Below are 25503 nucleotides of genomic sequence, written 5' to 3' on the forward strand. Positions count from 1 at the left end.
CCGCGTAACGTGACGCGTCACAACCGCGGCCCCGCCCCCGGAGAGGAGACCCCGTGGCGCTGTCCCCCGAGGCGAAATCGCTCGCGGCGCGCTGCGAGCCCCGGGTCAATGAACTGGCCCGCAGGATGGTCCGTGAGTCGTTCGAGGAGCTCCCCGGGTACGCGGAGCTGCCCGACGACGTGAAGGACCTGGAGATGGCCGCGACCGCACGCCACGGAGTGCGCCTCTTCCTGCGGCGCGTCACCGACCGGCCCGGCAGTCACCGGCTCTTCCGTGAGCGGGCCGCCCAGCGTGCGGAAGAGGGCATGCCGCTGCACCTCTTGCTGCGTACGCACGCTCTGGGGGTGTACGTCCTGTGGCAGGCGCTGCGCGACGAGGCCCGCCCCGGCGAGGAAGCGGCCCTGGTCGAGCTCGTGGACGTACTCCTGCGCTCGCACCCCTCCATCGTCGGGGCCGTGGCGGAGACCTACCTGGACGAGCGCTCCGCGCTGGAGGCCGAGCAGCGCGCCCACCGCAGGTCCCTGGTCCGGGGTCTGCTCGACGGCATGGTGCCGCCCGGCCACGTGCTGCTCGACCAACTGAACCTCGCGGGGCCCGTGCTCGTCCTGGCGATCGGTTTCGACGGGACGCCGGCTGAGGGCCCCGTAGCGGTACGGCGGCGCCTGCGACGTGTGCAGACCGCCCTGGACCACGCCTTCGAGGTGGAGGTGCTCGCCCTCCTGGAGGCCGACGGCGGACGGGTCGTCGTGCCCCAGGCACGCCGGCCTCCCGAGGACCTGCCGCACCGGCTCAGCAAGGCCTGCGACCTCCCCGTACGCGTGGCCGCCGTGGACGCCGCCGGGCCCGAGGCGGTCACCGACGCGGCGCGCACCGCGACCGAGATACTGCGCGTCACGCGCGCGTGCGGCCTGCCTCCGGGACTGCACCGCATGGAGGACGTACTCCTCGAGTACCACCTCTCCCGACGCAACGAGAGCAGCCACCTCATCTCCGCACTGCTCGACCCGGTGGCCGACCGGCCCGAGCTTCTGGAGACGCTGCGAACCCACCTGGGCCACCAGCAGGAGCGCAGGGCGACCGCCGCCGCCCTGGGCCTGCACCCCAACACCGTCGACAACCGCCTCGCGAAGATCGGCGAGCGCACCGGCCTCGACCTGTCGGCACCGCGCGGCACCGCGCTCGCCATCGCGGCGCTGCTGCTGAGGGGGGCCGAGGAGGCCCCGTCAGACGATGGCCCGTCCGTACGCCCGTAGGGTGCGCAGCGCCTCGACGGTGACGATCGGGCGGGCTTCGAGAGCGCTGCCCGGCGCCCACTGCCGCCAGCCGATCGGCCAGCCGCCGTCCTCCTGCTGCTCCCGCTCGAGGTGGTCCAGGGAGCGCGTCATCTCCTCGTCGGTGAACCACGCGCGCGCGAGCGACTCGGGGGTCTTGGCGTAGTCGTGGGCGAAGTGGTGCTCACCTGGTGCGTACCCCGGTGCCACGGGGTACGCCTCCAACCGCTCGGGGTCGAGCGCCACGAGCCGCTGCTCCCGCGCGACTCTGCCGAGCCGGTCGGCTGCCGCCCGCGCGCGCGGGCGGTCGGGTGCCCCGTCGAGGAAGGCGACGGCCGCCTGGATCTCGTACGGATGGGACTTCTCCAGGGACTCCACCGCGGCCCAGCAGAAGTCGGTGGCCCTGAACAGCCAGGCGTGCCACACCTCGTTGCGGTGCAACAGGCCCACTACGGGGCCGGTGGCGAGTAGTTCGCTCGGGGGATCGTCCACCACGGGCACGAACGGCGCCGAGGGATAGGCGCGTTGGCTGGGATGGATCGCAGGGAGGGCACCGTCCGACGTCGACACCGACGTCAGATAGCGGCACACGCGCTCCACCCGCTGCCCGCCGCAGCGTCCGATCGAGTCCAGGACGCGCAGCGCGTGCCCGACGTGCAGGGGCTGGCTGACGGGGCCGCGCAGGTCCGGTTCCAGCGCGTATCCGTACCCGCCGTCCTGGGTGCCGTACGCGGCAAGCGCGGTCTCGACCGCGTCGGCCGACGGACCGGCTCCGGCGCCGCCCGTGCCGCTCAGGAAGTGGTAGGCGAACCGCCGCTGCTCGAGGACGCGCGCGGTGAGCCAGACGAAGTGCTCGGCGCGTGCGACCGGCGAGGACGCGGCGTGCGGGGAAGCTCCGGTTTCGGCCATGCACAGACCGTAGGCCGGAAAGCGCCTTCGGTGATCCCCCTGCGTCCGGCTGCACTCTCAAGGGAGCGATACTGAGGGCATGCGGTTGACGATTTTCTGGGAGCGGATGGCGGACCACTTCGGACAGGGGTACGCCGACTCGTTCGCCCGCGATCACGTGATGGCCGAGCTCGGCGGACGTACGGTGCATCAGGCACTGGACGCGGGCTGGGACGCCAAGGACGTCTGGCGCGCCGTGTGCTCCGCCGTGGACGTACCGGCCGAAAAGCGCTGACGCCGGGATACTTCCCCGTTCTTCCGCGTCCCGTCGCGCGTGCCCAAGAGCGCGAAGATGCGGGGGCGGCGGCCGAATGTCGTCGGCGTGGGCGAGACTGACTCCGTGGCATCGACAGACGAGACCGCGCAGGTCACTCAGGACGTAGCTCCGCTCGGCACGACGCCGCCCGCACAGCCCCCGAACGGGGCGGAGACCGGGCGGACCGCCGGCATGCCGCGCTGGCTGCCGCGCGCCATGGTGCTCGCCCTCGCTCTCATCGCCTGTTTCCAGCTGGGCAGTTGGGCCTTCCACCAGCTGACCGGGCTGCTGATCAACATCCTCATCGCGTTCTTCCTCGCGCTCGCCGTGGAACCCGCGGTGAGCTGGATGGCCGCGCGCGGGCTGCGCAGGGGCTTCGCCACCTTCCTGGTCTTCCTCGGAGTCCTGATCGTGGGCGCCGGCTTCATCACGCTCATGGGGTCGATGCTCGCGGGCCAGATCGTGGACATGGTCGAGGACTTCCCGGAGTACCTCGACGATGTCATCAGCTGGATCAACCAGACGTTCCACACGGAACTCTCCCGGGTCGAGATCCAGGACAGCCTGGTCCACTCGGACTGGCTGCAGAAGTACGTGCAGAACAGTGCCAGCGGCGTCCTGGACGTGTCGGCGCAGGTCCTCGGGGGCCTCTTCCAGCTCCTGACCGTCCTGCTGTTCTCGTTCTACTTCGCGGCCGACGGCCCACGGCTGCGGCGCGCCCTCTGTTCGGTGCTGCCGCCCGCCCGCCAGGCCGAGGTGCTCCGCGCCTGGGAGATCGCGGTCGACAAGACCGGTGGCTACATCTACTCGCGCGGCTTGATGGCGCTGATCTCCGGAGTCGCGCACTACGTCCTGCTGCAGGCCCTGAGCGTGCCGTACGCGCCCGTGCTCGCGGTGTGGGTCGGCCTGGTCTCGCAGTTCATCCCGACCATCGGCACGTATCTGGCGGGTGCGCTGCCGATGCTGATCGCCTTCACGGTCGATCCCTGGTACGCGCTGTGGGTGCTGATCTTCGTCGTGGTCTACCAGCAGTTCGAGAACTACGTCCTGCAGCCCAAGCTCACCGCCAAGAGCGTGGACATCCACCCGGCGGTCGCCTTCGGGTCGGTCATCGCGGGCACGGCGCTCCTGGGTGCGGTCGGCGCCCTGATCTCCATCCCGGCGATCGCGACCCTTCAGGCGTTCCTGGGCGCGTATGTGAAGCGGTACGACGTCACGGACGACCCGCGCGTCCACGGACACCGACGCAAGGGCGGAGCGTCCCTCCTGACGCGCATGAGGCGCGCGCTGCGTGGACCGAACCATCCGGGGGCGAGCTCGGAGGCCGAGGTCGCCGCCGAGGAGGCTTCGGGAGCGAGCCCTGACCCCGCTTCAGGGGCCGGCCCGGAGCCGGGTTCGGGCGAGCGTCGGTAGCGCCGGGAATCGCCCGAGTACCGGGATCCGCCCGGCGGACGGAGCCCTTCCGTACTCTCGGTGGGACCCGCGTGGTGCGCTTGACACCAAAATCGAACATCCATTCTCATGGGTGGCCTGGCGGCGTTTTCCCGGGGTTTTCGCGGGGGGATCCCTGGGGCTCCGGCGGATTCCGGCGGGGCGATCGCCTCGAGTTATCCACAGGCCGGACGGGCGTCGGGGCGGATTGTCAGTGGCAGGCGCTAGCGTCATTGACGTGAAGCGATCGACACAAGCAAATCGGGTGGAACCCATGGCAGGAACCGACCGCGAGAAGGCGCTCGAAGCCGCGCTCGCACAGATTGAACGGCAATTCGGCAAGGGCGCAGTGATGCGCATGGGCGAGCGGCCGAACGACCCCATCGAGGTCATCCCCACCGGATCGACCGCCCTCGACGTCGCGCTCGGCGTCGGCGGCATCCCGCGCGGCCGTGTGGTGGAGGTGTACGGACCGGAATCCTCCGGTAAGACGACGCTGACGCTGCACGCCGTGGCGAACGCACAGCGCGCGGGCGGCGCCGTCGCCTTCGTGGACGCCGAGCACGCACTCGACCCCGAGTACGCGAAGAAGCTGGGCGTCGACATCGACAACCTGATCCTGTCCCAGCCGGACAACGGCGAGCAGGCCCTGGAAATCGTCGACATGCTGGTCCGCTCCGGCGCGCTCGACCTGATCGTCATCGACTCCGTCGCGGCCCTGGTGCCGCGCGCGGAGATCGAGGGTGAGATGGGCGACTCGCACGTGGGTCTGCAGGCCCGTCTGATGAGCCAGGCGCTCCGGAAGATCACCAGCGCGCTCAACCAGTCCAAGACGACCGCGATCTTCATCAACCAGCTCCGCGAGAAGATCGGCGTGATGTTCGGCTCGCCGGAGACCACGACCGGTGGTCGCGCGCTGAAGTTCTACGCCTCGGTGCGACTCGACATCCGCCGGATCGAGACCCTGAAGGACGGCACGGACGCGGTCGGCAACCGCACCCGCGTCAAGGTCGTCAAGAACAAGGTCGCGCCGCCCTTCAAGCAGGCCGAGTTCGACATCCTTTACGGCCAGGGCATCAGCCGCGAGGGCGGCCTGATCGACATGGGCGTGGAGAACGGCTTCGTCCGCAAGGCGGGCGCCTGGTACACGTACGAGGGCGACCAACTCGGCCAGGGCAAGGAGAACGCCCGCAACTTCCTCAAGGACAACCCCGATCTCGCCAACGAGATCGAGAGGAAGATCAAGGAGAAGCTGGGCGTCGGCGTGAAGCCGAAGGACGAGGAGCCGAAGGACGAGCCGGCCAAGGACGCGGCGGGTGCGGTGGCCGAGGACGCCGCCAAGACGGTTCCCGCTCCGGCGACCAAGGCCACCAAGCCCAAGGCCGCCGCGGCCAAGAGCTGATCCATGACGCGGCGCACGGACTGGGCGGACCAGATCACTCCCGAGCACCACACCGACCCCGCGGGCAGAGGCCTCGCGGACGGTGTGGATCAGGGTGGCGCCGACCAGGAGGGTGACGACACCGGCTTCCGCGGGGGCGGCGGCCGGCGAGGTCGCCGACGGCGTGGCGGCTTCGGCGAAGGCCGAGGCGGCGGTTCACAGGACAGCGGCCCCCCTTCCTCGTCGAGGGCCGAGAAGGGGGAGCCGCCGACATCGGATCCGGGTGAGAAGGCGCGGGCGATCTGTCTGCGGCTGCTCACCGGGACTCCGCGCACGCGCAAACAGCTGGCGGACGCGCTGCGCAAGCGGGAGATCCCGGATGACGTGGCGGAGGAAGTGCTGACCCGCTTCGAAGAGGTCGGCCTGATCAACGACGGCGCCTTCGCGGGTGCGTGGGTGGAGTCCCGGCACCACGGCCGGGGCCTGGCCCGACGGGCGCTCGCGCAGGAGCTGCGTACGAAGGGCGTGGACGCCACGCTGATCGAGGAAGCCGTCGGGCAGCTCGACTCGGAGCAGGAGGAGGCGACCGCACGCGAGTTGGTCGCCCGCAAGCTCCGTGCCACACGGGGTCTCGACCGCGACAAGCGACTGCGCCGCCTCGCGGGCATGCTCGCCCGCAAGGGCTACCCGGAAGGCCTGGCGCTCCGGATCGTCCGGCAGGCCATCGAGGAAGAGGGCGAGGACGCGGGGGACTTGGGGTTCGACGGGGACTGAGCCGACCAGGGCCCTCGCGGGGGTGGGGCCCAGGTCAGGCCGGGCAGCGCGGTGCGAACCGTGGCCCGGCCCTTTCGCGTTCCGCGGAGGGCGTCACGAGGGGTGGCGCGATGCCCTGCGGCCTCCGTAGCGCCCTGCTCCAACTCCCCTTCCGCGCCTGCAGGGTGGGGTTAACCCCCCACCGAAGACGCCGGTCCACCGCACTGCAAAGGAACCTGTGCACAGGCGACTGTGTACGCATGGCTAAGGAACCCGGCACGACCGACGGCGCCCCGGAGGAGCTGAACGACCTCCGCGTCCTCAAGGCACTCGCACAGCCCCGGCGGCAGCAGATGCTGCAGCACCTCACCGTGCACGGCCCGGCAACTTCGGCGACGCTCGCCAGGGCGCTCGGCCTCAACACCGGCGCCACCAGCTACCACCTGCGCGAACTCGCCCGCTACGGCTTCGTCGAGGAGACCGCCGGTACGGGCCACGGCCGCGAACGCTGGTGGCGCGCCATTCCCGGCGACCGGCGCTTCCCGCCCCGCAGCAAGCAGAATGCCGAGACGCGGCTCGTCATGGACGAGCTGAACCATCTCGCCTACGCCGCCGACCTGGAGCTCTTCGAGCAGGTGCAGCGAGAGGCATGTGACACCGGGGACGCCGGACTCGGTGAGTGGGCCGACGCGTTCACGTACTCGCGCGGCACGATCCGGCTGACGCTTCCCGAGCTCCGCGAGTTCTTCGAGGAGTACATCGCCCTGCTCAACCGCTACAAGCGCCCCGAGGCCGAGACCCCGGCCGACGCCCGCACCGTACTCACACGGCTCCTGGCCTTCCCGGCGCCCGCATCCGCCGACGCGCCGCCCGCGCCCGCGCCCGCGCCTGCCCGTTCCGCCCGCTCCTCCGCCCCCTCTTCCCTCTCTTCCTCCTCCTCAGAGCCCGAGGCGACGTCATGATGCTGCGCTACGCACTGCAGACAGTCCGAGACCGCAAGGGCGGATTCCTCGGCGCCTTCCTGGCGTTGATGTGCGCGGCGGCGCTCATCACGGCCTGCGGCACCCTCCTGGAGACAGGCCTGCGCGGCACCATCCACACCGAGCGCTACGCCGCCACCCCCGTGATCGTCTCCGCGGACCAGAACGTCCACCAGACCACCGTCAAGCACAAGAAGGGCAAGACCAAGGTCAAGCACAAGGCCAAGCCGATCGCCGAGCGGGCCTGGCTGTCGGACGACATCGCGGAGAAGCTCAAGGGAGTGCGGGGAGTCGGCAAAATCATCCCCGAACTCACCTTCCTCGCCACGCCGTTGACCCCCGCAGCCGGCGACCTCACCGACAAGCCCGCGTACGGCCACGCCTGGGAGTCGGCAGCGCTGACCCCCTTCCGCCTCGTCGAGGGGAAGGCTCCGCGCGCCGCGGGGGACCTCGTCATCGACAGCGGCCTTGCCGGGCGCGCCCAGCTCAGGACCGGTGACCGCCTCACCGTCCAGTCGACACAAGCCCCGCGCTCCTACCGCATCACCGGTGTGGCCGCCTCCTCCGGAGGCGCCCTCGCTCACCAGACGTCTCTCTTCTTCTCCTCCGGAGAGGCCGAGCGGCTCGCCGCGCACCCCGGAAAGATCACCACTCTCGGCGTCACGCCGGCCGAAGGAACCGGGACGGGTGAGCTCAAGGCGGCGGTCGCAGACGCCCTCGCCGGTACGAAGTCGCAGGTCAGCACTGGCGATGACCGTGGCCCCGTGGAGTTCCTCGACGCGGCGGGGGCTCGCATCAAGCTGGTCAGCATGGGCGGTGCGATGGGCGGCACCTCCCTCCTCGTCGCGGTCCTCGTGGTCGTCGGCACGTTTGCCCTCTCCGTGCAGCAGCGCCACCGCGAACTCGCCCTGCTCCGCGCCATCGCCGCCACCCCGAAGCAGATCCGGGGGCTCCTCGGCCGCGAGGCCCTGATCGTCGGGGCGGCCGCGGGCGTCATCGGCTCGCTCGGCGGAATCCCGCTCGGCGGCTGGCTGCACGGCAAGTTCGTGGACCTGGGCGCCGTCCCCGCCACGCTGGAACGGACGGTCAGCGCCTTCCCGCTCATCGCCGCCGTGGCCGCGACGCTGCTCGGGGCCTGGGCCGCCGCCCGCCTCTCGGCCCGCCGCATCGCCGGTATCCGCCCGGCAGAGGCCCTCGCCGAAGCGCGCGTCGAGCGCGCCCGGCCGCCGTGGAGCCGCATCATCGTGGGCGTCCTCGTCCTCGCCGCGGGAGCCGTGCTGGTCGCCGTGCTCAGCGTGCTGCGCACCGAGCCCGCGTCGACTCCCGTGACGTTCCTGGCCGTGGTGGTCCTCTCCACCGCTGTCGCGCTGCTCGGCCCGCTCCTGGTCAGGGCGGCGGCTGCAGTGCTCCGCGGACCGCTGCGGCTCTCCGGCCCCGGCGGCCGCCTCGCGCACGCCAACCTTCGCGGCAACGCGGCCCGGATGGCGGCGGCCGTCACCCCGCTCGCTCTTCTCACCGGCATGACCTGCACCGTCCTGTTCGTCCAGCCCACCCTCGGCGACGCGGCCCGCGCTCAGGCCCGCGACGGCATCCGCGCCGACTGGGTCCTGGCGGCGCAAGGGCCGGGCGTCCCCGCCGAGGTCGCGCGGAAACTGCGTACGACCGAGGGCGTCGAGGCCGCCACCGAGGTCGTGCGCACCACCGTGCGCGTGGGGCTCGACAAGTACCCGGCGCAGGGCGTCAGCACGGCCGGCCTCACCCATACCTGGGACCCCGACGTGACCGCCGGCTCCCTGCGGGGCTTCGGCAAGGGCAGCGTCGCCGTCAGCGAACTGGCCGCCGACCAGCTCGGCCTGCGGCCCGGCAGCAGCCTGAAGCTCACGCTCGGCGACGGCACGAAGACCAGGCTCAAGGTCAGCGCCGTGTACGCGCGCGGGCTCGGTTTCGGGGACCTGACCATGGCCCACGACCTGGTCGCCCGCCACGTCGACAACCCGCTCGCCGCCACGGTCCTGATCAAGAGCGACCGTACACAGGAACAACTCGCGGCAGGCGTCGCGAAGTTCCCGGGCGTGGAAGTTCTCGCCCCGGCCGCCGTCGACAACCTCCAGGCCGAGCGGCAGCAGGAGAACGCCGAGGTGAACTATCTGGCGATGGGCCTCATCCTGGCCTTCACCGCGATCGCCGTCGTCAACACCCTCGCCATGTCGGTCTCCGAGCGCATCCGAGAGTTCGCGATGCTGCGCCTGGCGGGTGCGAGCCGCCGCCAGGTTCTGCGCATGCTGCGTACCGAGGCGCTGTCCGTCCTGCTCATCGGCACGGCCATCGGCAGCGGTATCGCGCTCGCCGTCCTGACCGCCTTCAGCGTCGGCATGACCGGCAGCGCCGCACCCTCGATCGCCCCCTTGGTGTACGTCTCCTTGGTGGCCGTCGCGGCTCTGCTCGCCCTCACCGCGACAGCGCTCCCGGGCCGCGCCGCCCTCAGGCCCCGCCCCGTCACGGTGGCGACGGCCAAGGAGTGACCGTGCTCAGTCCTTGACAGGAAGGGCGGCCGCGACCGGAAGCCCGGCGGCCTTCCACGCCTGGAATCCGCCGATGAGGTCGGTCGCGTGGCGCAGGCCCAACTGGCGCAAGGAGACGGCCGCGAGGCTCGACGCGTAGCCCTCGTTGCAGATCACGACGACCCGCAGGTCATGGCCCGTGGCCTCCGCGGCACGGTGGCTGCCCTGCGGGTCAAGGCGCCACTCCAGCTCGTTGCGCTCGACGACGAGGGCCCCGGGGATCAGGCCGTCGCGCTCGCGCAGGGCGGCGTACCGGATGTCGACCAGGAGTCCTCCCGCGGCCGCGGCGTCACGCGCCTCCTCCGGAGTGACCCGGTCGAGGTCGCGGCGCACGCGCTCCAGCAACTCATCGATCCCGAGGGCACGTTCACCGATGGGGTGCTCACTCACTGCCAGTCCTCCGGGCGTTCCACGGACTCCAGACGCAGGACCGCGCCCGTGCGGCTGTAGCGGCGGATGCGCGGCAGCGGCGGGTAGTAGGCATGCACGGAGATGGCGTGCTCGCCGGTGGAGTCGTTCAGTACCTCGTGCATGTGGTTCTGGCCGAACGCCCTGCCCTTGCCGGCCGTCAACTCCCGCTCGCGGTCGACCCCTTCGGACAGTTCCAGGGTCTTCCAGCCGTCGGTGGGCAGCCGGGCGGCGAGCGAGTTCTCCTTGAGGGCGCCGGCAGCGGTGTAGAAGGCACCCACCGACTCCGCGTGGTCATGCCATCCGGTGCCGGTGCCGGGCGGCCAGCCGATCAGCCAGGCCTCGCTGCCGCCGGGTCCTTCCAGGCGTACCCAGGTACGCCCCTCAGGGTCCAGCGGGAGTGAGGCGATGAGCTCGGCGTCGGCGGCGCTCCTGCGTACGAACTCGAGGAGCTCGGCGGCGGTGGGTGCGGACCCGGCCGTGGAGGCATGGGCGGCAGAAGCACGAGGAGTGGAGACAGGAACAGAGACAGAGGCAGACACGGGGACCGTCCTGGAGGTTCGCGGAAGCGCGCGCCAAGAACAGGGCGCGCAGAGGGGGAGAGCGGCGAAATCAGCAGGACGGACGACACACGCAGCCCGCATAGCGGACGAGGTCCATATGGACCCTCCGCCACAGGCGCACATCGGTGTCGGTCACGTTTCGGAGTAGACCATGACGCTGCGTGCCGGTCAACTCCTTCTCACTGTGTGGTCGGGCGGCCCGCGGGTGCCCCGCTCTCCGCCTTCTCCGTGGCGTTCGCGCTGCCCGTACGCCGCTTCGGGGACGGTCCGCCAAGGGCTGTCTCGGCCGCTGTATACAGCTCGGCGGGGCGCACCCCGCCGAGCGCCGTGACCAGGTGGCCATCGGGGCGGATGAGCAGCACCGAGTGCGCGGGTGCTCCGGGGTAACTCTCCGCGACCAACAGTTCCGCCGGGTGCGGCAGCGCCGTGACGGCAGCCGCGAGCCGGGGCATGATCCCGGCCGTCACCCAGTGCCGCCGCTCCCACACCACCGTGCCGGGCGCGACAAGGACGACGAGCAGCTGATTCGCGCCGAGCCGGTCGCGCAACCGCACGAAGGACCCGTCGGGAGCCGTCACCGGCACATCGGCCACGGGCGACCCCGGTTCCGTGCCCACGGCCACCTCGGACGCGGAAGGCGGAGGTGCCAGCGGCGAGTCCGCGTACGACGCGGGTGCGCCGAGGGGTCCACGTCCCACGTGACCGTCGGCGAGGAGCGTGTCGTGCCCGCGCGCGGAACCCGGAACGTAGGAGCGCAGCCCTTTGCCGCCCCGCAGTATCGGCAGCGACTGGTCGGCGGCGCGCAGCCGTGCGGCGACACCGGCCCGCCGCTCGGCCTGGTAGCTGTCGAGCAGGGCGTCGTGCGCGCCGTGATGCCAGGCAAGGGCCAGCTTCCAGGCGAGGTTGTCCGCGTCCCGCAGCCCTTCGTCGAGCCCCTGCGTACCGAGCGCGCCGAGCAGATGCGCGGCGTCGCCCGCGAGGAAGGCACGGCCGACCCGCCACCGGCGGGCCAGCCGGTGGTGGACGGTGTGCACACCGGTGTCGAGCAGTTCGTAGGGCGGGGTGGCGCCGCCGCACCAGCCCGCGAGGGTCTCGCGGATACGCACCACGAGCGCGTCCGGCGTCACGAGCTCGCCGCGCGGCGGCAGCAGCCAGTCGAGCCGCCACACCCCGCCGGCGAGCGGGCGGCCCGTCACCTCGGCGCCTCCGTGGCGCCACGGAGGCATCCGATGCAACAACGCCTGGCCGGACCCTGGAAGTTCCGTGCGCAGCGCGGCCACGGCGTGTCGCTCGACGGCCGTACGCCCCGGGAAGCGGACGTCGAGGAGCTTGCGCACGGTGGACCGGGGCCCGTCGCACCCCACCAGATAACTGCCGCGCCACCACGTTTCCTTGGGGCCACGAGTGTGGGCGGTCAGCCCGTCCGCGTCCTGTTCGAGGGAGTCGAGCTTGCTCTCCACCGCGACCTTGACGAGTCGCTCCTCGGCGATGGCCGCGCGCAGGGCGCCCGTCAGCGCGTGCTGGGGCACATGAAGGGGCGCCGGTACCTCATCACTGAACGTGAGCTCCCGCATCAGCTGCTTGCGCCGCAGGGAGCGCCAGCCGTCCCACCGCGCGCCCGACTCCTGGTCACCGAACGAGTGACCGGTGAGCCGCTCCATGAGGGCCGCGGTGTCATCCCGCAGGATGACGGTCCGCGCGGGCCGCTGCTCGTCCTTGCCGGGCCCTTCGTCTAGTACGACGGTGGGTACGGAGTGACGCGCGAGAGCCAGGGCGAGCGTGAGCCCCACGGGGCCCGCGCCGACGACGATCACCGGGTCCACGGTGCGTACCCTCCCGCCGCAAGGGCCCGGGAGCGCTGGACGTACGTACAGGAACTGGCAGTTGGAGCCCGGTGCACGATCACAGAACGTATGCAACCCACCGCTGGTGCCCGCGTCAAGTTGCCGCCCGGCTGCTGTGGCGCTTGGGCGAACGCGTGACAAGGCGGTCGGCAGACACGCAAAACAACGGAGGCAGTGGCGGTATGCCACTGCCTCCGTTGTTTTGCCGGCCGTTCGGGAGATGCGCTAACCTCCGCCGCCCCCACCTTCCTCACCACGGATCGTCTTGGGGCCGATCGTCTCCAGGTTTTCGAGCGTCTCAGTGCCCACCACGGCTCCCGTGCTCTTCTTGGACTGCCGCATACGGCGCTCCAGCCAGGAGGCGAGGCTGGTGAGAATCAGGTTCAGCACGATGTAGATCACCGCGACGACGATGAAGCTGGGGATGACGCTCGCGTAGTACGAGGCGGCCGTCTTTCGCGCGCTGAGCAGCTCGGAGAAGCTGAGCAGCGCGCCACCGAGCGCGGTGTCCTTGACGATGACGACGAGCTGGCTGACGAGCGCCGGGAGCATCGCGGTCACGGACTGCGGAAGCAGCACGCTCCTCATCGTCTGGCCCTTGCGCAGGCCGATCGCCTTGGCGGCTTCCGTCTGGCCCTTGGGAAGCGACAGGATGCCCGCCCGCACGATCTCGGCCAGCACCGAGGCGTTGTAGAGCACCAGGCCCGTCACCACGGCGTACATCGGACGGTCTTCGACGCTGATGTCGGTGGACACCGAGAAAAACTGGTTGGCGAAGACCATCAGGATCAGCACCGGGATCGCGCGGAAGAACTCGACGACCACAGCGGCGGGAACCCTGACCCACCGGTGGTCGGAGAGCCGTGCGATACCGAAGAGGGCTCCCAGCGGAAGGGCGATCACCATGGCGAGGCCCGCGGCCTTCAGCGTGTTCGCGAGTCCCGGCAGGAGATAGGTCGTCCATGACTCGGAGTCCGCGAGCCAGGGCTCCCACTTGGCCCATTCCAGCTGGTCCTTGTCGGACATGGCGGTCCAGGCCCACCAAAGTCCCAGGAGCATGAGCGCGAGGAAGAGCAGCGAGAGAAGTACATTGCGCCGTTTGGCGCGGGGCCCGGGTGCGTCGTAGAGGACGGAAGTCATCGCTTCACCGCCATACGCTTGCCGAGCCAGCCGAGTATGAGGCCCGTCGGCAAGGTCAGCACCACGAATCCGAAGGCGAATATCCCGGTGATGAGGAACAACTGCGCCTCATTTTCGATCATTTCCTTCATCAGCAGAGCCGCTTCCGCCACACCGATGGCCGCTGCGACCGTGGTGTTCTTGGTCAGGGCGATCAATACGTTGGTGAGAGGGCCGATCACGGAACGGAAGGCCTGCGGCAGCACGATGAGACCGAGGACCTGACTGAAGCCCAGCCCGAGGGCGCGTGCGGCCTCCGCCTGGCCCACCGGCACGGTGTTGATGCCGGACCGCACCGCTTCGCACACGAACGCCGCCGTATAGGCGCCGAGGCCGAGCACCGCGAGACGGAAGCCCAGCGTTTCGAAGTCGTTGCCCGCACCCAGAGTGATGCCGAAGACATCGGCGAGCCCGAGCGAGCTGAACACGATGATGACGGTCAGCGGAATGTTCCGCACGATGTTGACGTAGGCGGTACCGAACCAACGCATGACCGGAACCGGGCTGACGCGCATGGCGGCCAGCAGAGTGCCCCAGACCAGGGAACCGATGCCTGCGAAGACGGTGAGCTTCACCGTCATCCAGAAGGCCTCGAGCAAGTCGTAGTCTTCAAGAAAGTCGAACACGATCTCCCGCGCTCTCGCATGTGGTGATGGCGAGGTACGCCGCCGCGTCCGAGCGGCGGCGTACCGGCGTGTGCCCTGTCAGTGGAGCGGCTTCAGGAGCCGTTCCCACGAGGTCACTTGACGATGTCGCCGATCTTCGGGGCGGGCTCGTTCTTGTAGTTGGCCGGGCCGAAGTTCTTCTTGACGGCCTTGTCCCACGACTTGTCCGAAACCATCTTCTCGAGGGCCTTGTTGATCTGGTCCTTGAGCTTGGTGTCGCCCTTCTTGATGCCGATGCCGTAGTTCTCGTTGGTCAGCTTCAGGCCGGCGAGCTTGTACTTGCCCTTGTACTGCTCCTGCGCCGCGTAGCCCGCGAGGATCGAGTCGTCCGTGGTCAGCGCGTCGACGGCGCTGCTGCCCAGTCCGTCGATGCACTCGGAGTACGTGCTGTACTCGCGCAGCTGGGCCTTCGGCGCGATCTCCTTCTTGACGTTCTGCGCCGAGGTGGAACCGGTCACCGAGCAGAGCTTCTTGCCGTTGAGGTCCGTGCCCTTGCTGATGTTGTCGTCGGACCGCACGAGCAGGTCCTGGTGGGCGAGGAGGTACGGGCCCGCGAAGTCGACCTTCTTCTCGCGCTCCTCGTTGATGGAGTACGACGCCGCGATGAACTTGACGTCACCGCGCTGCAGGGCGGTCTCGCGGTCCGCGCTGGGCGTTTCCTTCCACTCGATGTCCCCGGCCTCGTAACCGAGCTCCTTGGCGACGTAGGTCGCGACATCGACGTCGAAGCCGGTGTATCCGTCCGGCGTCTTCAGGCCGATACCGGGCTGGTCGAACTTGATGCCGATGGTGATCTTCTTGCCACCACCGGAACCCTTGTCGTCCTTGTCGTCCGAGCCACAGGCCGTGGCGGTGACGGAGAGCGCGAGTACGGCGGCGGCTGCCGCGGTGACCTTGCGAGCCTTCATGGTGAACATCCTTTGTTTCGGCAGAAGAGGGTTGAGACGCAGGGGAGAGCCACGCGTCAGTGGTGAAGGATCTTCGACAGGAAGTCCTTGGCCCGGTCGCTGCGCGGGTTGCTGAAGAACTGGTCCGGCACGGCCTCTTCGACGATCCGGCCGTCCGCCATGAAGACGACGCGGTTGGCCGCGGAGCGTGCGAAGCCCATCTCGTGGGTGACCACGACCATGGTCATGCCGTCACGCGCGAGCTGCTGCATGACCTCGAGGACCTCGTTGATCATCTCCGGGTCGAGCGCCGACGTGGGCTCGTCGAAGAGCATCACCTTGGGGTCCATGGCCAACGCGCGGGCGATCGCGACACGTTGCTGCTGGCCACCGGAGAGCTGCGCGGGGTACTTGTCGGCCTGCGTGGCGACACCCACACGGTCCAGGAGGCCGCGTGCCTTTGTCTCTGCTTCCGCCTTGGACGTCTTGCGCACCTTGATCTGGCCCAGCATCACGTTCTCGAGCACGGTCTTGTGCGCGAAAAGGTTGAAGGACTGGAAGACCATGCCCACGTCCGCACGGAGACGGGCGAGCTCCTTGCCCTCCTGGGGCAGGGGCTTGCCGTCGATCGAGATGTCTCCCGACTCGACCGTCTCCAGGCGGTTGATGGCGCGGCACAGTGTCGACTTGCCCGACCCGGAGGGGCCGATCACGACGACGACCTCACCGCGGGTGATGGTCAGGTCGATGTCCTGGAGGACGTGCAGAGCGCCGAAGTGCTTGTTGACGTTCTTCAGCACGACCAGGTCGTCCGCCCCGGGCGGTATGGCGTCCTTGGTCACCGATACTTCGGTCACGGCTTGTTGCTCCATCCTCCTCGGTTGGGAGGACAGTAGTAACCCGGTGCGACCAGCGTCATTACATCTGAGGGGAAATTGAGCATAACGATCCGGCCGCAACCGGACACACCGTGTGAACGGGGACGCCCAGGCGCGTACCGGCTCCATAACGGAACGTGTCCGTGACCCGAACCCTCTTGACGCGGTCCTTATCCATCGGCGTGGATGCCTTGGTGCCTGTGCACGCGCGCGTACCGGCCATCGGCGAGCGCGAACCGAACGACCGATGAACCGGAGGGGGCCCGTATGAGACTGCTCCTCGTCGAGGACGACGATCATGTGGCCGCCGCCCTGTCCGCGGTCCTGGCCAGGCACGGCTTCGACGTCGTGCACGCCCGCAGCGGCGAGGAAGCGCTGCAGGCCCTGCTGCCCGGCGAAACGGCACCCTTCGGAGTCGTGCTTCTCGACCTGGGGCTGCCCGATCAGGACGGCTACGAGGTGTGCGGCAAGATCCGCAAGCGCGGATCGATCCCCGTGATCATGGTGACGGCGCGTGCCGACGTACGCTCGCGGATCCATGGCCTGAACCTCGGGGCCGATGACTACGTGGTGAAGCCGTACGACACCGGGGAACTCATCGCCCGCATCCACGCGGTCATCCGCCGGCCCCCGTCCGGCGCCGCCGCGGGCCCCGCGGACAGCGAACTGCGCCTCGGTTCCGTACGCATCGAACTGCCCACCCGGCAGGTCAGTGTGGACGGTTCGACGGTCCAGCTGACCCGCAAGGAGTTCGACCTGCTCGCGCTCCTCGCGCAGCGGCCCGGAGTGGTGTTCCGCCGGGAGCAGATCATCAGCGAGGTGTGGCGCACCAGCTGGGAGGGAACGGGACGCACCCTTGAGGTGCATGTCGCCTCCCTGCGCTCAAAGTTGCACATGCCGGCCCTGATCGAGACCGTCCGGGGCGTGGGCTATCGGCTCGTCGCCCCGGCCGCGTAGCGAGTAGCGAGGTCAGGTGCGCTCTCGCCTCCTCCCGCTGCTCATCGTCCTCATGGCGGGTGTGCTGCTCGCGCTCGGCTTCCCGCTCGCGGTGAGCGTGGCGGCGGCGCAGCAGCAGAAGGTGGTCATCGACCGGATCGACGACACGGCGCGATTCGCGGCGCTCGCGCAGTTCGTCACGAAACGTCCCACGGGCTCGCGCCTGCGGGACAAGGACGAACGGCGCGAAACCCTTCAAACCGAACTCGGCTACTACCACGAGGTCTACGGGATCAAGGCGGGCGTCTTCTTCCGGGACGGTGAGCCCATGGCTCACGCCCCAGGGGACTGGTTCCTGCCCCCCAGGGGCGCCGAGGCGCGCGAGGCCTTCGAGGAGGCCCTCAGGTCCCGTGGAAGCCACAATCCGCGCCAGGTCTGGCCCTGGCAGCGCGGCCGGCTCGTCGTCGCGTCCCCGGTGATCAGGGACGGGGACGTCATCGCGGTCGTCGTCACCGACTCACCCACGGGGCGCATGCGTTCGCAGACACTGCAGGGATGGCTGCTCATCGGTGCCGGCGAGCTGGCGGCGATGCTTCTCGCGGTCGGTGCCGCACTGCGCCTCACCGGCTGGGTGCTGCGCCCGGTACGGGTCCTGGACGCGACCACGCACGACATCGCGACCGGGCGCCTGAAGTCGCGGGTGGCGGCCGCGGGCGGACCGCCGGAACTGAGGCGCCTTGCCCGGTCGTTCAACGAGATGGCCGACAACGTCGAGGACGTGCTCGAACAGCAGCGGGCCTTCGTCGCCGACGCCTCGCACCAACTGCGCAACCCGCTGTCCGCCCTGCTGCTCCGCATCGAGCTGCTCGCCCTCGAACTGCCCGAGGGGAACGAGGAGATCGCCTCCGTGCGCACCGAGGGCAAACGCCTCGCCCAGGTGCTCGACGACCTCCTGGGCCTCGCCCTGGCCGAGCACGCCGCGGCCGATCTGCAGCTCACCGACATCGGGGAGCTCGCGGCCGAGCGGGTCGGCGCCTGGCGGCCGCTCGCCGAGGAGCGGGGGGTACGGCTGACGGGCCAGTGCCCGGCGACCACCGGCTGGGCCGACCCGATCGCGCTGTCCAGCGCCCTGGACGCGGTGATCGACAACGCCCTCAAGTTCACGCCCGAGGGCGAGGAGGTGCGGGTGGAGGTCTCCTGGAGCGGTGAGCGGACGACCATAGTGATCACGGACGGCGGCCCCGGCCTCACGGAGGACGAACTCGCCCGCATCGGCGACCGCTTCTGGCGCAGCAACCGCCATCAGAACGTCAAGGGATCCGGCCTCGGCCTGTCCATCTCGCGCGCCCTGCTCACCGCGGGCGGCGGCTTCATCACGTACGAGCAGCACGAGCCGCACGGACTGCGGGTGACCGTCGGGGTGCCACGCGGCGAACCCGGGAGCTCGGCCTGACGGCTACGGCTTGACCGACTGGTAGTAGCGGCGCGCGCCCTCGTGCAGGGCCAGCGGGTCCGTGTAGAGAGCCGTGCGCAGGTCCACGAGCTGGGCCGCGTGCACCTTGCCGCCGATGTGATCGCGGCTGTCGATCACCGTGCGGGTCAGCCCCTCGGTCAGCTTCGGGTCCGCCCGGTCCGTCGTCACCAGGAGGTTCGCCACGGCCAGCGTGGGCACGGCGTCGTTCTGCTGGGCGGCGGGGTAGGCGTCGGCGGGCATTACCGCCGCCCGGTAGTAGCGGGAGGCACCGCCCTGCTCATGCAGCGCGTCCACGAGGGTGCCCAGCTCGACGAGGCGGATGTCGAACTCTTCGGAGAGCAGCCGCACCGTGGTGGTCGGCAGCCCACCCGACCAGAAGAAGGCGTCGATGTCACCCTTCTTGAGGAGGTCGGGCGCCGTGTCGATCCCGGCGTGCACCGCCGTGAGGTCCTTCTCCGGATGGAGTTCGGCAGCCTTGAGCACCCGGTCCGCTATCAGCCGCACGCCCGAGCGCGGCTGCCCCACAGCCACCTTCTTGCCCCGCAGGTCCTGCGCCTTGTCGATGTCGGACGAGCGCCGGACGACGAGCTGCACGTAGTCGTCGTACAGCCGCGCACAACCCCGGAGCCCGTCCGCGCCCGCACGCCCCTCCAAGCGGTACTTCTCCACGGCGTCGGCGGCCGCGATGGTGAAGTCGGCCTTCCCCGTAGCCACCCGCTCGACGTTCTGCTGCGATCCCTCGCTGTTGAGGAGCTCCACGTCCACCTTGGGCATGTCATGGGAGACGGCGGTCCTCAGGAGCTTGCCGTACCGCTCGTACACCGCGTTCTTCACGCCTGTGCTGAACGTCATCCGGCCCCCCGGAGAGTCGTCGCCCACCGGGACGAGCCACCACATCAGGAGCCCGAAGACCACGAGGGCGGCCGCCGCACCCTGGAGTGCGCGTCGCCTGCTGATGTGGGGGAGTGCCGTGAGCATGCGCGCGATCCTGCCAGGCCACTCGCAGTAATGGCCAGGGCCGAGCTCCCGGCGGGGACACTCCCGCGACCGCCTACCCTTGTCACATGAGCAGCGGAGACCGGGGACAGGCAGTGGGCGTCAAAGGAACGTACGAGGTACGCACTTACGGGTGCCAGATGAACGTCCACGATTCGGAGCGCCTCTCCGGTCTCCTCGAGGGCGCCGGATACGAACGCGCGCCCGAGGGTTCGGACGGCGACGCCGACGTGGTCGTGTTCAACACGTGCGCCGTTCGGGAGAACGCGGACAACCGTCTGTACGGGAACCTCGGCCGCCTGGCGCCCATGAAGACCAAGCGGCCCGGCATGCAGATCGCCGTCGGCGGCTGCCTGGCCCAGAAGGACCGCGACACCATCGTCAAGAAGGCCCCCTGGGTCGACGTCGTCTTCGGTACGCACAACATCGGCAAGCTGCCGGTCCTCCTGGAGCGGGCCCGCGTACAGGAAGAGGCGCAGGTCGAGATCGCCGAATCCCTGGAGGCGTTCCCCTCGACGCTGCCCACGCGCCGCGAGAGCGCGTACGCGGCATGGGTCTCCATCTCCGTGGGCTGCAACAACACGTGCACGTTCTGCATCGTGCCCGCCCTGCGCGGCAAGGAGAAGGACCGCAGGACCGGTGACATCCTCGCCGAGATCGAGGCGCTCGTCGCCGAGGGCGTCTCCGAGATCACCCTGCTCGGCCAGAACGTGAACGCGTACGGCTCGGACATCGGTGACCGCGAGGCCTTCAGCAAGCTGCTGCGGGCCTGCGGGAAGATCGAGGGCCTGGAGCGCGTGCGCTTCACGTCCCCGCACCCGCGCGACTTCACCGACGACGTGATCGCCGCCATGGCCGAGACCCCGAACGTGATGCCGCAGCTGCACATGCCGCTCCAGTCCGGCTCGGACCCGATCCTGAAGGCCATGCGCCGCTCGTACCGCCAGGACCGTTTCCTCGGCATCATCGAGAAGGTCCGCGCCGCCATGCCCGAGGCCGCGATCACCACCGACATCATCGTCGGCTTCCCCGGGGAGACCGAGGAGGACTTCGAGCAGACGATGCACGTGGTCCGCGAGGCCCGCTTCGCCAACGCCTTCACCTTCCAGTACTCCAAGCGTCCCGGTACGCCCGCGGCGACCATGGAGGGGCAGATCCCCAAGGAGGTCGTGCAGGCGCGCTACATGCGGCTGTCCGCCCTCCAGGAGGAGATCGCCTGGAACGAGAACAAGAAGCAGGTCGGCAGGACCCTCGACCTGATGGTGGCCGAGGGCGAGGGCCGCAAGGACGGCTCCACCCACCGCCTCTCCGGCCGTGCCCCGGACAACCGCCTGGTCCACTTCACCAAGCCCGACACCGAGGTCCGCCCCGGCGACGTCGTGACGGTCGAGATCACGTACGCGGCGCCGCACCACCTGCTCGCCGAGGGCCCCGTCCTGAACGTGCGCCCCACGCGCGCGGGCGACGCCTGGGAGAAGCGCAACGCGGAGCCGGCCGCCAAGCCCGCGGGCGTGCTGCTCGGCCTGCCGAAGGTGGGCGCCCCCGAGCCGCTGCCGGTGGCCTCCGGCAGCGGTTGCGGCTGCGACTGACCTGGGCGAGCGCGTACGACGGTCGAGCGGCGGACTCGGGGCCGGCGGGACCGATCTCCTGCTGGCGCGCCGACGAGCGTTACGCTGCGGATCATGCTTGTCGCCGCAGCCGTCTGCCCCTGCCCGCCCCTGCTCGTCCCCGAGGTGGCCGCGGGTGCCGCCCCCGAGCTGGACGCCGCGCGCGCCGCGTGCACGGACGCCATCGGGGTGCTCGCGGCGGCACGCGCCGACCGTCTCGTCGTGGTCGGCCCCGCCGGGGAGAGCGGGCGTGGCCCGCATCCGCAGGGCGCGCGTGGGTCCTTCCGTGGCTTCGGGGTGGACCTGGACGTACGCCTCGGGAGTTCCGACCACGAGGTGGCGGAGCGCGTCCTTCCGCCTTCGCTCGCCGTGGCCGCCTGGCTGCTCGACCGTACGGAGTGGTCGGCGGCCCCGCTGGAAGGTCTCGGGGTGGGGGAACCTCTGGAGGCCGAGCGGTGCATCCAAGTCGGAAGGGACATCGCGGCGGGGGCCGACCGCATGGCACTGCTGGTGATGGGCGATGCCAGCGCGTGCCGCACGCTGAAGGCTCCCGGATATCTCGACGAGCGGGCGGCCGGCTTCGACGCGGAGGTGGCCCGTGCGCTGGGTGCCGCGGACATCGAGGCGCTCAAGGCGCTGGACGAGGAGCTGGCCCATGAGCTGAAGGCGGCGGGGCGGGCGCCGTGGCAGGTGCTCGCGGGCGCGGCCGAGGACGCGGGCCTGAGCGGCGAGCTGCTCTATGAGGACGCCCCGTACGGCGTCGGGTATTTGGTGTCCACCTGGTCGTAGCGGCCTGCGCGGTTCGCGCCCCACGTGCGGCCTGGGTGGCCCTCAGAGATCCACCACGACCGCGGCCGACAGCGGCCGACGCACGGCGACGGCCGCGGAGCTGGTGGCGCTCCACGGCCGTCCGCCGGAGTCGTTCAGCGGGTGACCTGGCCGGCGTACTCAGTCGGTGCTCCGGCCCCGCGACGCGGTCCGGGACGCGGTCCGTGAGGCGGCCGGTGAGCCGACGAGTGATTCAGCCGGTGGTTCAGGAAGCCGGAGGAGGCGTCGGCGGGGTGGGCCCGCGACCCGTGCCCTTGCCGTCGTCGGGCGTCCCGGCGAGGCGGTCCACGGCGTCCTTCGCCTTGCCCGTCCCCGTCTGGATCTTGTCGCTGTACTTGCCCTTGGTCTTGGCGTCGACCACCTTCGCGGCCTTGTCGAGACCCTGGTCGATCTTGTCCCCGTGCTGCTGCGCGAGGCCCGCGACCTTGTCCTTCGCCGGGGCGATCTTGTTCTTCAGTTTCTGCACGAAGCCCATCGGTCGCCTTCCCTCGCCGGGGGAGTCACTTGCGGGCGCCTTCGTCGGCTTCGTCGTTGTCGGCTGCCTTGTCGGCGGACTGCTGCTTCGGGATGTCCACGTTCTCCCCGGAGGCCGCCTCGGCGTCGTCCGGCTTGCCCTCGGCGTTGCCCGCGGACTCGGACTCGGATTCCGGCTCTGCCTCGGCCGCCGCCTCTGCCTTCGCCTCGTCCTGCTCGCCGGACTTCTCAGCAGACTTCTCAACGGGCTTCGCCTCGACGGCGGCTTCGGCCCCGTCCTTGGGCTCATCCCCGACGGCGGCTGCGGCCTTGGCCTCTCCCTTGTCGGCCTCGGACCCGGTGGACTCCCCGGGCGCGTCCGCCTCGGCCGTGAGGGGGCCCGCTGCCGCCTCGGTGGTGGACGCCTCTTCCGTGTCCTTGGACTTCCTACGGAACCGTGCAAAAACGCCCATATCTACTCCATACGGTACTCGTGTGGGCGAAATCCCGCGCCGCCCGGTGCGCCCTGTTGCGCCTCCCGGGTCGCCGATCCTCAAAACCGGCGGCCGGAACCTCGCAACAGGCAACGACCCCGGACGTGTGGCGTCACGTAGCTCGTTCGGGAAGTGGCCGCGGGGTTTGCGAGACTGGGGCGGTGAGTAGAGCAGCTCCCGCACCGCGGGTCATCGCCGTCGTCGGGCCGACAGCGGCAGGAAAGTCCGATCTGGGCGTTTTTCTGGCCCAGCGTCTCGGCGGCGAAGTCGTCAACGCCGACTCCATGCAGCTCTACAGAGGGATGGACATCGGCACCGCCAAGCTGACGCTCCAAGAGCGCGACGGAGTGCCGCACCACCTCCTCGACATCTGGGACGTCACGGAGGCCGCGAGCGTCGCCGAGTACCAGAAGCTGGCGCGCGCCGAGATCGACCGCCTCCTCGCCGACGGACGCTGGCCGATCCTGGTCGGCGGCTCCGGGCTCTACGTCAGGGGCGCCGTCGACCACCTGGAGTTCCCCGGCACCGACCCCGAGGTCCGGGCCCGCCTGGAGGGCGAGCTCGCCCTCCACGGCTCCGGTGCGCTCCACGCCCGCCTCGCCGCCGCCGACCCGGGAGCGGGCCAGGCCATCCTCCCCAGCAACGGCCGCCGCATCGTCCGTGCCCTCGAGGTCATCGAGATCACCGGCAAGCCCTTCACGGCCAACCTCCCCGGCCACGACTCCGTCTACGACACCGTCCAGATCGGCGTCGACGTCGGCCGCCCCGAGCTCGACGAACGCATCGCCACGCGCGTGGACCGCATGTGGGACGCGGGTCTCGTCGACGAGGTGCGGTCCCTGGAGGCCGTGGGGCTGCGCGAGGGGCGTACGGCGTCTCGCGCGCTCGGGTACCAGCAGGTGCTCGCGGCGCTCGCGGGGGAGTGCAGCGACGACGAGGCGCGCGCGGAGACCGTGCGCGCGACCAAGCGTTTCGCGCGCCGTCAGGACTCCTGGTTCCGCCGCGACCCCCGGGTGCACTGGCTCAGTGGTGCCATGGCCGACCGAGGGGAACTCCCAGGACGGGCAATGGCGTTGGTCGAACGAGCGGTCACAGCCTGATCACGTGATGGCATCGGGACGCTCCGGCGGTCATCCCGGCCCCTGGCGCCGTGCCATCATCGACCATCGATCGACCAGTGGAGTCCGAAGTGGGAGGGCGGATGGCGATGGAGGCCGGCCCTCGTGACACCGCGCATGACGGCGGCGAGCTGACCCCGGACGGCCCTGATGAGGTGCCGGGCGGCGTGACCGACGACGGTCCCGTCGCGGACGCGATGGCTGTGGCGGAAGTCGAGGTCGAACTGCGACCGCAGCGCCGTCTGCGCATCTGGCAGCTCGCGCCGATCGTCGTCCTCGCCGCCGCCGGATCGCTGATGTTCGCCTTCCCGCTGGCCTTCGAGTTCGGGGACGGCGGCGCCGTCGTCGCCATGCTCGGGCTCCTGATCAGCAGCTGTGCCGCAGGCTGGGGCATGATGGCCGCCCGCCGCGTGGGACACACCTGGCCGGGATTGCCGGAACGCGGCTCCGGACGCCGCCCGGACTGGCGGATCGTCTCCGCCTACGCCCTGGTCTTCCTCGCCGTCGCCGTCCTCGCCGTATGGCGGGTCGCGCGCCTTCGCTGACGGCGTCGTACCAGGTCAGAGCCCTGACGGGCACCTTGACGACTGACTGTCCTCGCCACCCCGTACGATCGAGGAATGAGCACGCGGATCGCCTTCCTCAAGGGGCACGGGACCGAGAACGACTTCGTGATCATCCCGGACCCCGACAACGCCGTCGCGCTGTCCCCGGCCGCTGTCGCCGCCCTCTGCGACCGCCGTGCGGGCATCGGGGGCGACGGTCTGCTGCACGTCGTGCGTTCCGCGGCGCATCCCGAGGCGCGCCACCTGGCCGCCGAGGCCGAGTGGTTCATGGACTACCGCAACGGCGACGGTTCGATCGCCGAGATGTGCGGCAACGGCGTGCGCGTCTTCGCCCGCTATCTGCAGCGCGCCGGTCTGGTGGGCGAGGGTGATCTGGCCGTCGCGACCCGGGGCGGCGTGAAGACCGTGCACATCGCCAAGGCCGCGGCCGGCGGGGACGTCACCGTGGGCATGGGCAAGGCATCCCTCCCCGAAGGGGATGTCACCGTCTCCGTGGGCGACCGCCACTGGCCCGCGCGCAACGTGAACATGGGCAACCCGCACGCGGTGGCCTTCGTCGACGACCTGGCCCACGCGGGCAGCCTGTACGACGCGCCACCATTCAGCCCCGCTTCGGCGTACCCGCAGGGCGTGAACGTCGAGTTCGTCGTCGACCGCGGCCCGCGGCACGTCGCCATGCGGGTGCACGAGCGCGGCGCGGGCGAGACCCGCTCGTGCGGCACGGGCGCGTGCGCCGTTGCCGTCGCGGCGGCGCGCAAGGACGGGGCCGACCCCGTGACGACCGGTTCGCCGGTCACGTACACCGTCGATCTGCCCGGTGGGAGCCTGGTGATCACCGAGCGGCCCGACGGAGAGATCGAGATGACGGGCCCCGCGGTGATCGTCGCCGAAGGCGTGATCGACGCGGAATGGCTCGAAACTGTAAACCCGTGAACTGTCGCTCGAATGGGTGATCCGTTTCACGCTCGGCGAGAGGCGGTCAGCGGCGCGTGGTGGGCTCGGTAGCATCAAGCACCGGCCCGGACG

Annotated in this window: 26 protein-coding genes; 14 read left to right on the top strand and 12 right to left on the bottom strand. The window is 70.4% G+C overall.

The annotated features are described in order from the left end of the window. Positions 1 to 53 precede the first annotated feature (53 nt). On the top strand, positions 54 to 1253 hold the full coding sequence (locus ACZ5U5_RS28765) for a PucR family transcriptional regulator (RefSeq protein WP_469027182.1): 1200 nt from the start codon (positions 54 to 56) through the stop codon (positions 1251 to 1253). On the opposite strand, the gene ACZ5U5_RS28770 is transcribed toward ACZ5U5_RS28765, so the two are convergent. Then, complete coding sequence (locus ACZ5U5_RS28770; RefSeq protein ID WP_469027185.1) at positions 1224 to 2180, bottom strand: hypothetical protein; 957 nt, start codon at positions 2178 to 2180, stop codon at positions 1224 to 1226. The genes ACZ5U5_RS28765 and ACZ5U5_RS28770 overlap by 30 nt on opposite strands. 79 nt (positions 2181 to 2259) lie before the next feature. Here ACZ5U5_RS28770 and ACZ5U5_RS28775 point away from each other — a divergent pair, with 79 nt between their 5' ends. From ACZ5U5_RS28775 to ACZ5U5_RS28800, 6 genes are all read left to right on the top strand, one after another. Next, entirely contained in the window at positions 2260 to 2454 is a 195-nt protein-coding gene (locus ACZ5U5_RS28775) for a DUF3046 domain-containing protein (protein ID WP_363210012.1), read from the top strand. Positions 2455 to 2559: 105 nt separating this feature from the next. After that, positions 2560 to 3888 (top strand): AI-2E family transporter, encoded by a 1329-nt coding sequence (locus ACZ5U5_RS28780; RefSeq protein ID WP_469027187.1) that lies wholly within the window; start codon positions 2560 to 2562, stop codon positions 3886 to 3888. Positions 3889 to 4180: 292 nt separating this feature from the next. After that, positions 4181 to 5308: a recombinase RecA gene (gene recA / locus ACZ5U5_RS28785; protein ID WP_365819729.1), complete on the top strand. Its 1128-nt coding sequence runs from the start codon at positions 4181 to 4183 to the stop codon at positions 5306 to 5308. 3 nt (positions 5309 to 5311) lie between these two features. Beyond that, positions 5312 to 6061 carry a recombination regulator RecX gene (gene recX, locus ACZ5U5_RS28790; protein ID WP_469027190.1) on the top strand — a complete coding sequence of 250 codons (750 nt, stop codon included), beginning with the start codon at positions 5312 to 5314 and terminating at the stop codon, positions 6059 to 6061. A 239-nt stretch (positions 6062 to 6300) separates the two neighbouring features. After that, positions 6301 to 7002 carry an ArsR/SmtB family transcription factor gene (locus ACZ5U5_RS28795; RefSeq protein ID WP_469027192.1) on the top strand — a complete coding sequence of 234 codons (702 nt, stop codon included), beginning with the start codon at positions 6301 to 6303 and terminating at the stop codon, positions 7000 to 7002. Further along, positions 6999 to 9542 carry an FtsX-like permease family protein gene (locus ACZ5U5_RS28800; RefSeq protein WP_469027194.1) on the top strand — a complete coding sequence of 848 codons (2544 nt, stop codon included), beginning with the start codon at positions 6999 to 7001 and terminating at the stop codon, positions 9540 to 9542. Before ACZ5U5_RS28795 ends, ACZ5U5_RS28800 begins: the two co-directional genes overlap by 4 nt. Before the next feature lie 6 nt (positions 9543 to 9548). On the opposite strand, the gene ACZ5U5_RS28805 is transcribed toward ACZ5U5_RS28800, so the two are convergent. From ACZ5U5_RS28805 to ACZ5U5_RS28840, 8 genes are all read right to left on the bottom strand, one after another. Continuing rightward, complete coding sequence (locus ACZ5U5_RS28805; protein WP_469027197.1) at positions 9549 to 9971, bottom strand: rhodanese-like domain-containing protein; 423 nt, start codon at positions 9969 to 9971, stop codon at positions 9549 to 9551. After that, a complete protein-coding gene (locus ACZ5U5_RS28810; RefSeq protein ID WP_469027199.1) occupies positions 9968 to 10531 on the bottom strand; it encodes a cupin domain-containing protein in 564 nt (187 codons plus the stop codon). The genes ACZ5U5_RS28805 and ACZ5U5_RS28810 overlap by 4 nt, the downstream gene beginning before the upstream one ends. A gap of 70 nt (positions 10532 to 10601) precedes the next feature. Next, a complete protein-coding gene (locus ACZ5U5_RS28815) occupies positions 10602 to 10688 on the bottom strand; it encodes a putative leader peptide (protein ID WP_311605579.1) in 87 nt (28 codons plus the stop codon). A 43-nt stretch (positions 10689 to 10731) separates the two neighbouring features. Continuing rightward, the gene (locus tag ACZ5U5_RS28820) at positions 10732 to 12375 is read right to left on the bottom strand and encodes an FAD-dependent monooxygenase (protein ID WP_469027201.1); all 1644 of its coding nucleotides are present in this window, start codon (positions 12373 to 12375) and stop codon (positions 10732 to 10734) included. 246 nt (positions 12376 to 12621) lie between these two features. After that, positions 12622 to 13536: an amino acid ABC transporter permease gene (locus ACZ5U5_RS28825; RefSeq protein ID WP_469027204.1), complete on the bottom strand. Its 915-nt coding sequence runs from the start codon at positions 13534 to 13536 to the stop codon at positions 12622 to 12624. Then, entirely contained in the window at positions 13533 to 14201 is a 669-nt protein-coding gene (locus ACZ5U5_RS28830; protein WP_469027206.1) for an amino acid ABC transporter permease, read from the bottom strand. Before ACZ5U5_RS28830 ends, ACZ5U5_RS28825 begins: the two co-directional genes overlap by 4 nt. 113 nt (positions 14202 to 14314) lie before the next feature. After that, positions 14315 to 15148 (bottom strand): glutamate ABC transporter substrate-binding protein, encoded by an 834-nt coding sequence (locus ACZ5U5_RS28835; protein ID WP_469027209.1) that lies wholly within the window; start codon positions 15146 to 15148, stop codon positions 14315 to 14317. A gap of 56 nt (positions 15149 to 15204) precedes the next feature. Next, complete coding sequence (locus tag ACZ5U5_RS28840; RefSeq protein WP_361843160.1) at positions 15205 to 15984, bottom strand: amino acid ABC transporter ATP-binding protein; 780 nt, start codon at positions 15982 to 15984, stop codon at positions 15205 to 15207. Positions 15985 to 16272: 288 nt separating this feature from the next. Here ACZ5U5_RS28840 and ACZ5U5_RS28845 point away from each other — a divergent pair, with 288 nt between their 5' ends. Beyond that, positions 16273 to 16962, top strand: a complete 690-nt coding sequence (locus tag ACZ5U5_RS28845; protein WP_160507591.1) for a response regulator transcription factor — start codon at positions 16273 to 16275, stop codon at positions 16960 to 16962. A gap of 16 nt (positions 16963 to 16978) precedes the next feature. Beyond that, complete coding sequence (locus tag ACZ5U5_RS28850; RefSeq protein ID WP_469027213.1) at positions 16979 to 18394, top strand: sensor histidine kinase; 1416 nt, start codon at positions 16979 to 16981, stop codon at positions 18392 to 18394. 3 nt (positions 18395 to 18397) lie between these two features. Here ACZ5U5_RS28850 and ACZ5U5_RS28855 read toward each other — a convergent pair whose 3' ends face one another. Next, a complete protein-coding gene (locus tag ACZ5U5_RS28855) occupies positions 18398 to 19393 on the bottom strand; it encodes a TAXI family TRAP transporter solute-binding subunit (protein ID WP_469027216.1) in 996 nt (331 codons plus the stop codon). Between the two features lie 86 nt (positions 19394 to 19479). Between ACZ5U5_RS28855 and miaB the strand changes: the two genes are divergently transcribed. Both miaB and ACZ5U5_RS28865 read left to right on the top strand, forming a co-directional pair. Beyond that, a complete protein-coding gene (miaB, locus tag ACZ5U5_RS28860) occupies positions 19480 to 21000 on the top strand; it encodes a tRNA (N6-isopentenyl adenosine(37)-C2)-methylthiotransferase MiaB (protein WP_469027218.1) in 1521 nt (506 codons plus the stop codon). 93 nt (positions 21001 to 21093) lie between these two features. After that, entirely contained in the window at positions 21094 to 21807 is a 714-nt protein-coding gene (locus ACZ5U5_RS28865; RefSeq protein WP_469027221.1) for a class III extradiol dioxygenase subunit B-like domain-containing protein, read from the top strand. A gap of 244 nt (positions 21808 to 22051) precedes the next feature. On the opposite strand, the gene ACZ5U5_RS28870 is transcribed toward ACZ5U5_RS28865, so the two are convergent. Then, a complete protein-coding gene (locus tag ACZ5U5_RS28870; protein ID WP_469027223.1) occupies positions 22052 to 22321 on the bottom strand; it encodes an antitoxin in 270 nt (89 codons plus the stop codon). Positions 22322 to 22346: 25 nt separating this feature from the next. Continuing rightward, entirely contained in the window at positions 22347 to 22772 is a 426-nt protein-coding gene (locus ACZ5U5_RS28875; protein WP_469027225.1) for a hypothetical protein, read from the bottom strand. 182 nt (positions 22773 to 22954) lie between these two features. Between ACZ5U5_RS28875 and miaA the strand changes: the two genes are divergently transcribed. From miaA to dapF, 3 genes are all read left to right on the top strand, one after another. Then, positions 22955 to 23893, top strand: coding sequence for a tRNA (adenosine(37)-N6)-dimethylallyltransferase MiaA (gene miaA, locus ACZ5U5_RS28880; RefSeq protein WP_469027228.1), 939 nt, complete (start codon positions 22955 to 22957; stop codon positions 23891 to 23893). A gap of 101 nt (positions 23894 to 23994) precedes the next feature. After that, complete coding sequence (locus ACZ5U5_RS28885; protein ID WP_469027230.1) at positions 23995 to 24456, top strand: hypothetical protein; 462 nt, start codon at positions 23995 to 23997, stop codon at positions 24454 to 24456. A gap of 75 nt (positions 24457 to 24531) precedes the next feature. Further along, positions 24532 to 25410 (top strand): diaminopimelate epimerase, encoded by an 879-nt coding sequence (dapF, locus tag ACZ5U5_RS28890; protein ID WP_469027232.1) that lies wholly within the window; start codon positions 24532 to 24534, stop codon positions 25408 to 25410. Positions 25411 to 25503 lie beyond the last annotated feature (93 nt).

This window comes from Streptomyces sp. NPDC033177, assembly GCF_055577715.1.

Coding starts and splice junctions, on each gene's coding strand:
- recA (WP_365819729.1), top strand. CDS start 4,181: ATGGCAGGAACCGACCGCGAGAAGGCGCTCGAAGCCGCGCTCGCACAG.
- ACZ5U5_RS28870 (WP_469027223.1), bottom strand. CDS start 22,321: ATGGGCTTCGTGCAGAAACTGAAGAACAAGATCGCCCCGGCGAAGGAC.
- ACZ5U5_RS28825 (WP_469027204.1), bottom strand. CDS start 13,536: ATGACTTCCGTCCTCTACGACGCACCCGGGCCCCGCGCCAAACGGCGC.
- dapF (WP_469027232.1), top strand. CDS start 24,532: ATGAGCACGCGGATCGCCTTCCTCAAGGGGCACGGGACCGAGAACGAC.
- ACZ5U5_RS28875 (WP_469027225.1), bottom strand. CDS start 22,772: ATGGGCGTTTTTGCACGGTTCCGTAGGAAGTCCAAGGACACGGAAGAG.
- ACZ5U5_RS28775 (WP_363210012.1), top strand. CDS start 2,260: ATGCGGTTGACGATTTTCTGGGAGCGGATGGCGGACCACTTCGGACAG.
- miaB (WP_469027218.1), top strand. CDS start 19,480: ATGAGCAGCGGAGACCGGGGACAGGCAGTGGGCGTCAAAGGAACGTAC.
- ACZ5U5_RS28865 (WP_469027221.1), top strand. CDS start 21,094: ATGCTTGTCGCCGCAGCCGTCTGCCCCTGCCCGCCCCTGCTCGTCCCC.
- ACZ5U5_RS28845 (WP_160507591.1), top strand. CDS start 16,273: ATGAGACTGCTCCTCGTCGAGGACGACGATCATGTGGCCGCCGCCCTG.
- ACZ5U5_RS28885 (WP_469027230.1), top strand. CDS start 23,995: ATGGCGATGGAGGCCGGCCCTCGTGACACCGCGCATGACGGCGGCGAG.
- ACZ5U5_RS28795 (WP_469027192.1), top strand. CDS start 6,301: ATGGCTAAGGAACCCGGCACGACCGACGGCGCCCCGGAGGAGCTGAAC.
- ACZ5U5_RS28770 (WP_469027185.1), bottom strand. CDS start 2,180: ATGGCCGAAACCGGAGCTTCCCCGCACGCCGCGTCCTCGCCGGTCGCA.
- ACZ5U5_RS28855 (WP_469027216.1), bottom strand. CDS start 19,393: ATGCTCACGGCACTCCCCCACATCAGCAGGCGACGCGCACTCCAGGGT.
- ACZ5U5_RS28800 (WP_469027194.1), top strand. CDS start 6,999: ATGATGCTGCGCTACGCACTGCAGACAGTCCGAGACCGCAAGGGCGGA.
- recX (WP_469027190.1), top strand. CDS start 5,312: ATGACGCGGCGCACGGACTGGGCGGACCAGATCACTCCCGAGCACCAC.
- ACZ5U5_RS28835 (WP_469027209.1), bottom strand. CDS start 15,148: ATGAAGGCTCGCAAGGTCACCGCGGCAGCCGCCGCCGTACTCGCGCTC.